The sequence below is a fragment of the Streptomyces prunicolor NBRC 13075 genome (assembly GCF_000367365.1).
In the GTDB taxonomy this organism is placed as follows: Bacteria; Actinomycetota; Actinomycetes; order Streptomycetales; family Streptomycetaceae; genus Streptomyces; species Streptomyces prunicolor.
This window is the reverse complement of sequence record NZ_BARF01000127.1, coordinates 59,174-70,807: the sequence shown is the minus strand read 5'-3', so window position 1 is coordinate 70,807 and position 11,634 is coordinate 59,174. Positions and strand designations below refer to the sequence as shown.

15 protein-coding genes are annotated in these 11,634 nt (G+C 71.6%); 6 read left to right on the top strand and 9 right to left on the bottom strand.

Annotated elements, in window-relative coordinates; genetic code table 11:
* Window positions 1-2,366, top strand: a 2,366-nt coding sequence (locus tag SPR02S_RS58130; RefSeq protein ID WP_019064313.1) for a tetratricopeptide repeat protein, incomplete at its 5' end; no start/stop codon positions are given.
* Between the two features lie 47 nt (window positions 2,367-2,413).
* Here the strand turns inward: SPR02S_RS58130 and SPR02S_RS48540 are convergent.
* The gene (locus tag SPR02S_RS48540; RefSeq protein ID WP_019064312.1) at window positions 2,414-4,102 is read right to left on the bottom strand and encodes a bifunctional 3'-5' exonuclease/DNA polymerase; all 1,689 of its coding nucleotides are present in this window, start codon (window positions 4,100-4,102) and stop codon (window positions 2,414-2,416) included.
* A gap of 47 nt (window positions 4,103-4,149) precedes the next feature.
* On the bottom strand, window positions 4,150-4,866 hold the full coding sequence (locus SPR02S_RS48535) for a Clp protease N-terminal domain-containing protein (RefSeq protein WP_019064311.1): 717 nt from the start codon (window positions 4,864-4,866) through the stop codon (window positions 4,150-4,152).
* 158 nt (window positions 4,867-5,024) lie between these two features.
* On the opposite strand from SPR02S_RS48535, the gene SPR02S_RS59370 reads away from it, so the two are divergent.
* A complete protein-coding gene (locus SPR02S_RS59370; protein WP_158697999.1) occupies window positions 5,025-5,795 on the top strand; it encodes a hypothetical protein in 771 nt (256 codons plus the stop codon).
* Window positions 5,796-5,902: 107 nt separating this feature from the next.
* Here the strand turns inward: SPR02S_RS59370 and SPR02S_RS58120 are convergent, their stop codons facing one another.
* Window positions 5,903-6,640 (bottom strand): TetR/AcrR family transcriptional regulator, encoded by a 738-nt coding sequence (locus tag SPR02S_RS58120; protein WP_052347187.1) that lies wholly within the window; start codon window positions 6,638-6,640, stop codon window positions 5,903-5,905.
* Here SPR02S_RS58120 and SPR02S_RS48520 point away from each other — a divergent pair.
* Window positions 6,633-7,205, top strand: coding sequence for a DUF7666 domain-containing protein (locus tag SPR02S_RS48520; RefSeq protein WP_158697998.1), 573 nt, complete (start codon window positions 6,633-6,635; stop codon window positions 7,203-7,205). The genes SPR02S_RS58120 and SPR02S_RS48520 overlap by 8 nt on opposite strands.
* 14 nt (window positions 7,206-7,219) lie before the next feature.
* Window positions 7,220-7,483: a hypothetical protein gene (locus SPR02S_RS48515; protein ID WP_019064307.1), complete on the top strand. Its 264-nt coding sequence runs from the start codon at window positions 7,220-7,222 to the stop codon at window positions 7,481-7,483.
* Between the two features lie 83 nt (window positions 7,484-7,566).
* Here SPR02S_RS48515 and SPR02S_RS58115 read toward each other — a convergent pair whose 3' ends face one another.
* Window positions 7,567-7,950, bottom strand: a complete 384-nt coding sequence (locus SPR02S_RS58115; RefSeq protein WP_019064306.1) for an HAD family hydrolase — start codon at window positions 7,948-7,950, stop codon at window positions 7,567-7,569.
* A 1-nt stretch (window position 7,951) separates the two neighbouring features.
* On the bottom strand, window positions 7,952-8,098 hold the full coding sequence (locus SPR02S_RS65405; RefSeq protein ID WP_245607758.1) for a hypothetical protein: 147 nt from the start codon (window positions 8,096-8,098) through the stop codon (window positions 7,952-7,954).
* Window positions 8,099-8,301: 203 nt separating this feature from the next.
* Here SPR02S_RS65405 and SPR02S_RS48505 point away from each other — a divergent pair, with 203 nt between their 5' ends.
* Window positions 8,302-9,414, top strand: coding sequence for a DUF2786 domain-containing protein (locus SPR02S_RS48505; protein WP_019064305.1), 1,113 nt, complete (start codon window positions 8,302-8,304; stop codon window positions 9,412-9,414).
* Window positions 9,415-9,437: 23 nt separating this feature from the next.
* Here SPR02S_RS48505 and SPR02S_RS48500 read toward each other — a convergent pair whose 3' ends face one another.
* From SPR02S_RS48500 to rpmB, 4 genes are all read right to left on the bottom strand, one after another.
* Entirely contained in the window at window positions 9,438-9,965 is a 528-nt protein-coding gene (locus tag SPR02S_RS48500; protein WP_019064304.1) for a DUF4232 domain-containing protein, read from the bottom strand.
* 233 nt (window positions 9,966-10,198) lie between these two features.
* Window positions 10,199-10,717, bottom strand: a complete 519-nt coding sequence (locus SPR02S_RS48495) for a hypothetical protein (RefSeq protein WP_043259026.1) — start codon at window positions 10,715-10,717, stop codon at window positions 10,199-10,201.
* A gap of 132 nt (window positions 10,718-10,849) precedes the next feature.
* On the bottom strand, window positions 10,850-11,155 hold the full coding sequence (rpsN, locus tag SPR02S_RS48490) for a 30S ribosomal protein S14 (protein WP_019064302.1): 306 nt from the start codon (window positions 11,153-11,155) through the stop codon (window positions 10,850-10,852).
* Window positions 11,155-11,391: a 50S ribosomal protein L28 gene (gene rpmB / locus SPR02S_RS48485; protein ID WP_019064301.1), complete on the bottom strand. Its 237-nt coding sequence runs from the start codon at window positions 11,389-11,391 to the stop codon at window positions 11,155-11,157. Before rpmB ends, rpsN begins: the two co-directional genes overlap by 1 nt.
* 75 nt (window positions 11,392-11,466) lie before the next feature.
* Between rpmB and rpmG the strand changes: the two genes are divergently transcribed.
* A complete protein-coding gene (gene rpmG, locus SPR02S_RS48480) occupies window positions 11,467-11,631 on the top strand; it encodes a 50S ribosomal protein L33 (protein WP_019064300.1) in 165 nt (54 codons plus the stop codon).
* The last annotated feature ends 3 nt before the right edge of the window (window positions 11,632-11,634 follow it).

The window sequence follows — 11,634 nt, the reverse complement described above, 5'->3', positions numbered from 1 at the left end:
CCCAACTGCCGCCCCTCCCCGCCCACTTCACCGGCCGTGCCGACACCCTCCGCGCCCTGCACAACACCCTCGCGCCGCCGGCGACCGAGCCCACCCCCCGCCCCCTCGCCGTCATCAGCGGCATGGCCGGCGTCGGCAAGAGCGCCCTCGCGCTGCACGCGGCCCATGAGCTCCGCAACCGTTTCCCCGACGGCCAGTTGTACGTGAACCTGCACGGCGCCACCCCCGGCAGAACCCCCCTCACCGCCGGCCAGGCGTTGCACGCGCTGCTCCGTGACCTCGGCGCCGAACCCCGGCACATCCCCGAACACCCGGACGCGGCAAGCGCGTTGCTCCGCTCCCTGCTCGCCCCCACCCGCACGCTGATGGTGCTGGACGACGCCGAGAACGCCGCCCAGGTACGGCCGTTGCTGCCGGCCGGCACCGGGTGCGCGGTGATCGTCACCAGCCGTTCGCCGCTGACCGCGCTCGACGGTGCCCGCCGCTTCCCGCTGGCGCCCCTGTCCGGCGAGGACAGCGCCGCCCTGCTGCGCGCGGTCAGCGGACGCGACGGCCTCGACGCGGCCCACCCCCTCGTCGAACTCACCGGCCGCCTGCCGCTCGCCCTGCGCGTCGTCGCCGCCAGGCTGGCCGCCCGCAGCGCCCTCACCCCGGACTTCCTCGCCGGTCAACTGGCCGCCACGGAAAGCCGGTTGCACCACTTGGAGTACGACGACCTCAGCGTCCGCCGTTCCCTTGCCGTGGCCCACGACGCCCTCGCCGCCTCCGAGCGCGAGACCGACCGGGCCGCGGCCCGCGCCCTGTGCCACATCGGCGCCCTCGACCTCCCGTCGTACGGCGCCCCCCTGCTCGCCCGCCTCGCCGGCACCGACGAACGCCGCACCGAGTCCGCCCTCGACCGCCTCGTCGACGTGGCCCTCCTGGAGGAGACGGCGTACGGCCGCTACACCCCCCACGACCTGGTCCGCGACTTCGCCCGCGAACTGGCGGAGGGGGGAGGGGAGTTGGAGGGGGAGAGGGGCAAGGGAGGCGGCAGGGAAGGGAAGGCCGCCCGCGCCGACACCGACCTCATGGAAGCCACCCCCTTCGAAGCCACGCCCTTCCAAAACGCTCTCACCGGCACCGCCCCCACCGGCACCGCCCCCACCGAAACCGACCTCACAGCAACCGCCCTCGCCTGGTACGCCGCCCGCGCCGAACGCGCCCTCACCGCGATCGTCGAACCGGGTCTTGACCAGGACGACCGCCGCCGGCCGACCGCCGCGCAGCCCCCCGGTCACGCCACGGAAGTGGCGGCCACCGCCCCCTTCCCCCGCCCCGAAGACGCCTTCGCCTGGGGCGACTTGGAGCTGGAGAACGTGGTGACGCTGGTAACCCGGTACCACGACACTCCCGATGTCGACCTCCACCGGACCGCCCACGTCTCCACCCTCGTCCGCCTCCTCTTCCCCTACATCCTGCGCGGCGGCCGCGTCGCCGAGATGGAGGTGCTCGGCCGGGCCGCCCTGAGCGCGGCACGGCGGCTCGGGGACGCGGCGGCGGAGGCGTACGCGCTGGGCGATCTCGCCGGGCTGCACTTCCTGACCGGTCGGCAGAACGAGGCCCTCGTCCTCAACGACCAGGCCCTCGCGATCTGGTGGCGGCTCGACACCGTCTCCTGGATCCGCCGTTGCCTCAACAACCGCGGCCTGCTCCTCGAAGGTCTGGGCCGCTACGCCGAGTCCGGGGTCGCCCTGCGCCAAAGCCTCGCCCACTCACGGCAGTTGAACGACCCGTACGGCGAGGCCGTGACCCACAGCCACCTCGGCAACCTGTACGAGCACACCGACCCCCGCGCCGCCATCGAACAGCACCGCCGCTCACTCGCCATCGGCGACGAGATCGGCGCCGTCATCGTGCAGCACTCCGCGCACTGCAACATCGGCTACGCCCATCTCGCCCTCGGTGAACCGGCCGCCGCCGTACCGCACTTCGAGGAGAGCCTGCGCATCCTCGGCGGCCACGGCGACTGGCACGGCGAGTCGCAGACCCGCCTCGGCCTGGTCCGCGCCCTCCGCCTCCTCGGCCGCACCGAACGGGCCGATACCGAACAGGCCGATACCGGACGCGGCGCCGACACCGAACGCGCCGACATCGAGTGCGCCGAACTGATCCGCCGCGCGGACGCCCGCGCCGACCGCTACATGGGCGGCCTGGCCCGGCACCAACTCGGCCTGCTGCTACGGGGACAGGGCCGCGTGGAGGAGGCGTACGAGGAATGGCGGGCGGCTCTCGAAGCGCTCGACGGGACGGACGAGAAGGCCGTCGTCCAGGAGCTGGGCGAGCTGTTGTCGCAGCGTGACGCGCGTCGACCCCCGCAGCCGTAGACCCAGGCCCCCTCAGCGACAGGCCCCGCACACCGCAGCCGTAGGCCCTACTTGGCGTCGGCGTAGCACTCGACCACCGCCACCGTGAACGGAAACCGCACCGGCGTCTCCCCGAACGTCAGCCGCCCGGCGAGGTCGGCCGCTTCCTGTATCGCGGCGGCCACGGCCGGGGCCTCGTCCTCGGGGCAGTGCACGATCACCTCGTCGTGCTGGAAGAAGACCAGCTCGGCCGCCAGCTCCGCGCAGGACCGGCGGAGCGCGGCCAACATCAGCAGGGCCCAGTCCGCCGCGCTGCCCTGGACGACGAAGTTGCGGGCGAAACGGCCCCGGGCGCGGGAGTTGGTGGAGGCGTAACCGGGCACCCAGCCCTGGTCGGCGGGGGCCGTGACCGGATCGTCCTGGGGGATGCCCGCCTCCTCCGCCGCGTCCTCGCCCCCGGCCACCGGCGGGCAGGTCCGCCCCAGCCAGGTCCGGACGAGCCGCCCCTCCTCGCCCGCCTTCGCGGCATCGTCGACGTACGCCACCGCCTTGGGGAACCGGCGTCTGAGCGCGGCGAGGTTCTTGAGGCCGTCGCCGGAGGTCTGGCCGTAGACCGCGCCGAGCACGGCGATCTTGGCCTGGTCGCGGTCGCCGGAGAAGGCGCGGTCGGACACGGACTGGTAGAGGTCGGTGGCGCGGCCGGCCACCTCCATCAGCCCGGGGTCGCGGGAGATCGCGGCGAGCACCCGCGGTTCCATCTGGTCGGCGTCGGCGACGACGAGCCGCCAGCCCGGGTCGGCGACGACGGCCCGCCGGATGATTTTGGGGATCTGCAGCCCGCCCCCGCCGTTGGTGACCCAGCGCCCGGTGACCGTCCCGCCCGCGAGGAACTCGGGCCGGAACCGCCCGTCCCGCACCCAGTCCTGCAGCCAGGACCAGCCGTGCGCCACCCAGATCCGGTACAGCTTCTTGTACTCCAGAAGCGGCTTCACGGCCGGATGGTCGAGGGACTGGATCTCCCAGCGCCGGGTGGACTTGACCTTGATCCCGGCCTCGGCGAAGGCCTTGACCACGTCAGCCGGCAGATCGGGCCGCACCCGTCTCCCGAAGGCGGCGGACACCTCGTCGGCCAGCTCGGCGAGCCGCCGGGGCTCACCGCCGCCCGCGTACCGCTCGCCCAGCAACTCGTGCAGCATCTCCCGATGCACGTCGGCGCTCCAGGGCAGCCCCGCGCGGTTCATCTCGGCGGCGACCAGCATCCCCGCCGACTCGGAGGCGGTGAGCAGCCGCATCCGGTCGGGGTGGGTGGTGGCGTCGTGCCGCCGCTGCTGCTCGGCGTACACGGCGAGCAGGTCGGCCAGCGGGAGATGGACGCTCTGCGGCTCGAAGAGCGAGGGCTGCGCGCCCGGTTCGGCGGCCCGCTGCGGCGGATCCGGCGGGACGGCCCCGCCGCGCAACCGGGCCAGCGCGGCCGCCGCGGACCGCGGTTCACCGTGCCGCCCCTCGTGCCCGAGCAGCAGGGTCTCGGCGTCCTCCACGTCGTAGCACCGCTCCACCCGCACCCCCGCGGCGAGCAGCACGGGATACACCTCGGGAGTGGACCGCCACACCCACCGCCCCACGTCAGGCCGCCGACGCACGGCCTCGACAAGATCCGCCTCCCACCCCACCGCCCCCACGGGCAGCCCGTCAGGACCGAGGGCGGCGACCTCCGCACCACCACCCTCGGCCGGAGCGAGCGCCCAGCGATCGGTCATGTCCGCGAGTGTGGCAGGCGGCACTGACAATCCCCGTGACCTGCGGCTCAGCCCTGTAGCTGATGCAGCATCTCGGAGATGTGCCGTTCGGAGGTCGGCTTGTCGATGCCCAGGCCGTTCAGCACGCCCTCGCCGTTCTCGTGCTCCAGGAGGGCGAGCAGGATGTGCTCGGTGCCGATGTAGTTGTGGCCCAGGCGCAGGGCCTCGCGGAAGGTGAGTTCCAGGACCTTCTTGGCGTCGGGGCCGTAGGGGACGAGGTCCGGGACCTCGTCGGCGGCCGGCGGGAGCGCCGCGGTGGCCGCCTGGCGTACGGCGTCCAGCAGGATCCCCTGCCTGGTGATCGCCTTGCCCGCCAGGGCGTCCGGTTCGGCCAGCAGACCGAGGACCAGGTGCTCGGGGCGGCCCTCGGGGTTGCGGGCGGCGATGGCCTCGTTGTGCGAGGCCATGACCACGTTGCGGGCGCGCGGGGTGTACCGGCTGAACCCCTGACTGGGATCGAGGTCCGCCGACTCCTTCGCCACGAACCGCTTCTGCGCCGCCTGCCGGGTGACGCCCATGCTCTTGCCGATGTCCGTCCAGGAGGCACCGGAACGCCGTGCCTGGTCCACGAAGTGCCCGATCAGATGGTCGGCCACGTCGCCCAGGTGGTCGGCGGCGATCACGGCGTCCTGGAGCTGGTCGAGCGGCGCGGGGTGGACCTTCTTGATGGCGTCGATGAGGTCGTCGAGACGTACGGATGAGGTGACGTTCGGGTTGGTCGTCATGTGTCAACCTTAGGTTGACAGGGTGGGAGTGTCAACCTTGGGTTGACATCTGTCCCGCAGGTGAAGGTGAGGGCGTGATCAAGTAAAAGTCGACCCGCATCGATTTCGACAATGATAGATATGGCAGGTCATCCCCCCGCCTCCCCGACGGAGTTATCGTGCAAAAGGTCATCGATTACATAGAGGAATGCCGGGCGTCGTACGAAGGGCATGAATTCTTCACCGAATTATTGGCCGACGAATCTCTCCCCGGCGAAAAGCGCCTGGCCTGGGGACCCAGTGTGATTCCGTTCATCATGGGCTACTCCGACCTGAACAAATACGTCTTCCGCAAGAGCGCCGAGGAGGCCGAACGCGACCCGTTGCAGTCCCTGCTCAACGCGCACACGTACGAAGAGGACTTCCACTGGCAGTGGATGCTGGCCGACCTGGAGAAGCTGGGCGCCGACCGCGAGTTGCCCCTGTCGGACGCCACCCGCGTCCTGTGGAGCGCGGACTTCCAGCACTCCCGACGCCTCGTCCTGGAACTGGCCGCACTCGCCGCCGGCGCGCCCACGTATGCCGTCTTCGCCATGGTCGAGTCCATCGAGGCGGTCTCCATCACGATCTTCACCCACTGCCGTGGAATCGCGCTGCGGGACGGTCGTGAATGCGAATTCTTCGGTACGAAGCATTACCTGGCGGAGGCGTCGCACAGCATCAAGTCACCGGAAGTCGAAGAAACGAGCCTGCCGTCCCTCGACGAGGCCCAGCGCGAGGAATCCAGGCGCATGGTGGACCGCACGTTCGTGCTTTTCGACGACTGGTCCGGCGCTCTCCTGCGATTCGCGCTCGACAATTCGGACCCCGACCGCACCTACGCGAGGATGATCCAGCAGAGCAAGGACCTGCTGCCGGAGGCCGAGGCGGCGGCCGCGAGCGCCTTCTAGCCGGCGGACGCAAGCGGCCTCTCCGTAGACGACCACTCCGTAGACGACCACTCCGTAGACGACTGCTCCGTAGGCGACCACGAAGTAGACGACCTCTCCGTAGGCAGCTACTTCGTGAGTGACTCGGCGGCGCTGGCCAGCAGCCAGTCGAGGCCGCGTTCGAAGCTCGCCTCCGGGTCGTCGTTGTGGAGCAGCTCGGAGAAACCGGTCTCGGCGAGGTGGGGGAGCCCGCCGGCGTCGATCTGCTTCTGGACGTACTCGGTGGTGGCCGCGCGGCGGGCGGTGCCGGCCTCCTCGGTGGTCCGGCGCCGGATCCCGCCGGACAGCTCGGCCATCACATGCCCGAGCGTGAACGTGTCGACCGCGAGGATCAGCGCGCGCAGCACGGCGCTGTCGGCGTCCAACCCCCGTACCGCGGCGGCGGATTCGTCCATGCGCCTGAGCGAGGCGGGGCCGACCGGGCACCCCGTGTCCCGGGTGGCCAGCAGCCACGGGTGGCGCAGCGCGGCGGCCCGGTTGGACCGGGCGAGCACGCGCAACGCCTCGCGCCAGTCGGAGGGGACGTCTCCCACGAGCGTCTCCTCCGCGGCGGCGTCATGCATCAGCTCGAACAGATCGTCCTTGCTGGCGATGTGCGCGTAGAGGCTCATCGGCCGGGCCTTCAACTCCCCGGCGATCCGCCGGATCGAGACGGCGTCGAGCCCCTCACTGTCGGCGACCGCCATCGCGGCCCGCACGATCCGCTCACGCGTGAGCGGCTGCGCCTTCGGCTTGGCGTCGCGCCCGGCCTCACGAAGCCAGATCGGCTCGCCGTGGTTCTGGGCGGGAGGACGTTGTGTGGGCACGGTGAACGGAGACGTGACCTGGCGGATCGGCGAGTGGAACCGGACGACCGGGCCCGTCCGCTGCTGTGCGAACGGCCTGCACGTATCCCCGACGCCGAGGGACTCCCTGCGCGACGTGTACGGCCGGCGCTGGTTCCTCGCGGAGGCGAGGGGCGAGATCTCCCGGCAGACCCACAAGTTCGCGGCGAGCGAGATGCGGCTCGTGGAAGAGATACCGGCGGGCGTTCTACGACGGTTCGCGGTCCGGTGCGCGCAGGACGCCCTCGACCATCTGGAGCGGCGACACCCCGTCGACGCCCGGGCCCGTCAGTGCCTCCGGGCCGCGGAAGGCTTCCTGGACGGCACGCTCCACGAAGCCGACCTGCTCGAAGCGCGCCGGGCCGCAGGCGGGTTGGCCGCCTCCGGCGCGCCCATCGGCGCGGACACGGGACGCGCCGTGGCCGCCACGATCGCCGCGTCCCGCGCGGCCGACGGGACGCCGCCTCCTGGGCGTCCGCGGCGGCGGCAGCGGCGTACGCGGCTCATGCCGCCGCCGACGCCATCGAGGCGGCCGAGGCCCACGTAGCCGTATACGCACCGGTGCACAACGTCGCGGCCGGCATCGCCGCCTCGCACACCGCCGACCGCGCTGCCACCGCCGCGCACACGGCCGCCGCGGCAGGCGCCGGCGCCCACGCCGCAGCCGTTGCCGCGGCCCGCGGCACGTACGCGGCCGACACGGCGGCCGACCCCTACTTCGCGGCGTTCTCGGAGTTCTCCGCGCACCCCGCCGGCACTCATTACCTGGCGGAGAACGCGGTGCTTCTTGCGTTGATCGGCGATGCGCGAGCAGACCACGAGTGATCGTCGCGAGGGCGGCTCAGGTGCAACACCCTTGAGAGAAAACGGAGTTCACCGCCGGAACCCCTACGGCCCCGGCCTCCGCCTCACCCCCGGCGCAGCAACGGCGCGACCGCGTCCCGCAGTTGACCCACGTGCTGGTAATGCAGTCCCGTCAGCCCCGCTTCCCGGGCCGCGACGACATGGCCGACGGTGTTGACCACCGCGTCGAACGACTCGGACAGGCCGATCTCCGCGAGGTAACTCTCGAGCCGGATCGTGGCGTTGGAGAGCAGGACCACGGGCACCGTACGCCGGACCTCGGTGAGCAGTGCCATGATGTCGGGGTCGACCCGGCCGGTGAGCACGCTCCACGCAGACACCAACTCACGGGCCTGTTCGGCCGATCCGCAGACCGGCGCCAGGTCGTCGGCGATCCGGGACCGCCACTCCTCGTCACTGATCCGCCCCGTCACGGCCGCCCGCAGCAACTCATCCTCGAACGCGGCCCCGGCGAGCGTCCCCTCGACCAGCCCCCAGCCCCCAGGCCCGGTCCAGCGCGTTCATCCCGTCCGGATCCCACACGTGCACGACTCCGTCGAAGTCGCACAGCACGGCGTCGAACGGCAGCGTCTCCATGCGAACCGATCTTGTCACGCGGGCCGAAGCCCCACCGTTCCAACGCCCGCACATCCACGAGGAGTTGGTTGTCCACAGGGTGTGGACAGTCCGGAGCGCGCCCCCGGCCCGGATCTCCGGGAGGCACCCCCAGACCCACCCCTCCCGGCGACTCCGCAAGGTACCCCGCGCCTCTCCCCGCCACCCCATGACACGATCAACCGGTGAGCAGCACGACCACCGTCGAGCGCGCCTTCGAGGCCGCCCTCTACACCGACACCCACGACGCCCTCGACGCGGGCGCCTCGATCCTCGCTGCCGACCCCGCCGCGGACCCCGAACTCGACCGCCGTGGCCGTGAGTTCGTAGCGGCGGCCTGGCGGCGCGGATGGCAGCCCGCGGATGTCGTACGGCTGGTCCGGCGGGAGTTGGACGACGTACACGTACGGCTCGTCTCGGCGCTGATCCGCGCGCAGGCGCCGGACGACCGGGCGCGCGGCCCCCGTTGGGCAGCGCAGCTCGACGAACTGACCGCCGAGGAACCGCCCCGCACGGACCGTTTCACGCACGCCACCACCGTGCTGGAGCTGTACCGCCTGCTGCTGCGGCTGCCGAGCCTCGAACCCCTCGACGAGCACGCACCGAAACGGCACGAGAACCGCCGCCCCGCCTCCCGCATGCTCACCCGCATCCGCGCGCTGCTCGCGAAGGCGGAGGCGACCGGGTTCCCGGAGGAGGCGGAGGCGCTGAGCGCCAAGGCGCAGGAGTTGATGGCGCGGCACAGCATCGACGAGGCGCTGCTCGACGCGCAGGCGCCGGCGAAGGACGCGCCCGGCGCGTGCCGGATCGGGGTCGAGGCGCCGTACGAACAGGCGAAGGCGGTGCTGCTGGACGCGGTCGCCGGCGCGAACCACTGCCGGGCCGTGTGGAACGAGGCCTTCGGGTTCTCCACCGTCGTCGGCTTCGAGGGCGATCTGGAGGTGGTCGAACTCCTCTACACCTCGCTCCTCGTGCAGGCCACGACGGCGATGACGCGGGCGGAGGCGGCCCAGCGCGCGGCCGGCCGCCGGCGGACCAAGACCTTCCGGCAGTCCTTCCTCGCGGCCTACGCCCACCGCATCGGGGACCGGCTGGCGCGGGCCGCCGGGACGCAGGTGACCGACGACCTGCTCCCGGTGCTCGCCACCCGCGAGGTCGCCGTCACCGACCGTGTCGACGCGATGTTCCCGGAGACGACCACGACCCGCCTGCGCGGGGTCACCGACGAGGCGGGCTGGACGGAGGGCGCCGAGGCGGCGGACCGGGCCCAGGTCAGGGCCCGGCCACCACTGGACTGACGAGATGTCTTGAGCGAGTGGGGTCAGTCGCCGGCCTGGGTGAAGGCGCTGACCGAGGCGTCCGAGTCGCTCACGGAGGTCTTGCCCTGGACGGGGCCGTACGACCACTTGTAGCTCGCGGTGTCGCTGCTGCCGGGCAGGGTGATGACCAGCTTCGTCGCGGCCAGGCTCAGCTTGCCGCCCGCAGCGCCGCGTACGTAGGTGATGGTGAAGGACGCGGCGTCGCCCTTGGCGAGTGTCAGCTTCTGCGCCTTGGCACCCTTCTGTGTGGCCAGGGCGACCTTGGTGCCGCCGCCCTCCAAGGAGGCGCCGGCGAAGCCGTCCAGAGTGCACGGCTTGCTCTGGTTGGTGAGCGAGACGGGAACCTCGCCCGTGTCACCGGCGGACGGCGCGGTACTGGCGGGCCCGACCTGGACGCCGACTCCGTCGAACGAGCAGGCGGAGCCGTTCTTGCTGTCACTGTCCGAGGAACCACCGCCGCTGCCACTGTCGCAGGCGGTCAGAAGCAGAGCCGACGCGAGTGCGGCGACGGCGAGGGGAATGGTGCGCATGAGGGGATCATCCCGCACCGAACCCCACTCCGCCGACAGGCCTACGCCCCAGGGCCCACACCGGGCCCTCGCCCCAAGGGCTACGACTACAGAGCTACGCCAGGTCTACGACCCCAGAGTTACGCCGGGCTCCCGGCCCGAGGGCTAGGACTCCGGGGTTACACCCGGTCTACGACCTCAGAGTTACGCCGGGCCCCGGGCCCAAGGCCCACGACTCCAGAGCCCCGCCAGGTCTACGACCCCAAGCTCGCCGTCGGCAGCCCCGACGGCCACTTGTCGCCCTCCGCGTGCGTGTACGTCTCCTTGCCGAGACTCCCCGACCAGGTGACCGCGAGCCCCGACTTGCTGACGGAGCCGATCATTCCGGTGGCCCGGGTCTTGCTGCCGTCCGTGCACTTGAGGTGGATCATCTGCATGCCCGCCTCCTCGCCGGCGGTCCCGCTGCACACGTTCCCGCTGGTGGTGAAGAGCGCGGCCTGCTTGCCGGTGATCACCAGGGCCACCGCCTTGCCGTCGGTCGTGGCGAGCCAATTGCCCTGCAGCCCGTCGGACGCGGCCGACGGGCTGCTGCCGGAACCTCCCGAATCCGCCGTCGCGGTCGAGGTCGCGGAAGCGCTCGGCGTCGACGACGAGGCCCCGTCCTTGGAGTCCCCGCCGCTGCACGCGGTCAGCACGAGCGCGCCCGCCAGACCGGCGACAGCGCCCACGATCCGCACCGTCGACACCTTGGACACGGTCGACGCCTTCCGCATGGTCGACACCTTGGACACCTTGGACACCTTCGACACCGTCGAACTCGCCGTAGTCACTGGTAGCTCCCAAGTCGTAGCCGGACGGCCGCCCGGTCGGCCTTGGCCGGAACGACCGGAGCAAGTTACCAGGGGCTACCAGGAGGATTTGCGGACGCCAGGTAGGTATCCGCTGTGAGCCTGTCCGCGCAGGTTCACCCGGGACAGCCCGAAGGCACGGAAGTAACCGCGGGGCCGCCCGTCGACCTGGTCGCGGTTGCGCACCCGGGTGGCGCTGGCGTCACGCGGCTGACCGCGCAACTCCCGCTGGGCGGACGCCCGTTCGGCCTCCGTCGAGCCGGGCCGCCGAATGATCTCCTTCAACTCGGCCCGGCGCGCGGCGTATCGCGCGACCACCCGTTGCCGCTGCTCGTTCTTCGCGATCTTGCTCTTCTTCGCCATCAGATCCGCACCCCCCGGGCGCGGATCCGCGCCACGGCCGCCTCGACGCCGATCGTGTCGACGGTCCTGATCCCCTTGGTGCTCAGCCGCAGCCGTACGTAACGGCCCTCGCCGGGCAGCCAGTAGCGCTTGGACTGGATGTTCGGGTCGAAGCGGCGCGAGGTGCGCCGGTGGGAGTGGGAGATGCGGTTGCCGAAGCCGGGCTGTGCGCCGGTCAGCATGCAGTGGGCGGACACGAGTGACGTACCTCTCCTCGATCGGGGCCGTAGCCGATGCTGCTAATGGAATTCATTTTCAGTAAGGTACCAGCCATGCCTCGCAACGAACTCCGCCCGGTCATCAAACTCAGGTCCACGGCCGGCACCGGCTACACCTACGTGACCCGCAAGAACCGCCGGAACAACCCCGACCGCCTGACCCTGCGCAAGTACGACCCGGCCGCCGGCCGCCACGTCGACTTCCGAGAGGAGCGCTGACCG

Excerpts from the sequence above, each read along its gene's own strand:
- SPR02S_RS48540 (WP_019064312.1), bottom strand. The coding sequence starts at position 4,102 with ATGACCGATCGCTGGGCGCTCGCTCCGGCCGAGGGTGGTGGTGCGGAG.
- SPR02S_RS48535 (WP_019064311.1), bottom strand. The coding sequence starts at position 4,866 with ATGACGACCAACCCGAACGTCACCTCATCCGTACGTCTCGACGACCTC.
- SPR02S_RS65405 (WP_245607758.1), bottom strand. The coding sequence starts at position 8,098 with ATGGAGACGCTGCCGTTCGACGCCGTGCTGTGCGACTTCGACGGAGTC.
- SPR02S_RS48500 (WP_019064304.1), bottom strand. The coding sequence starts at position 9,965 with ATGCGCACCATTCCCCTCGCCGTCGCCGCACTCGCGTCGGCTCTGCTT.
- SPR02S_RS48495 (WP_043259026.1), bottom strand. The coding sequence starts at position 10,717 with ATGCGGAAGGCGTCGACCGTGTCCAAGGTGTCGACGGTGCGGATCGTG.
- rpsN (WP_019064302.1), bottom strand. The coding sequence starts at position 11,155 with ATGGCGAAGAAGAGCAAGATCGCGAAGAACGAGCAGCGGCAACGGGTG.
- rpmG (WP_019064300.1), top strand. The coding sequence starts at position 11,467 with ATGCCTCGCAACGAACTCCGCCCGGTCATCAAACTCAGGTCCACGGCC.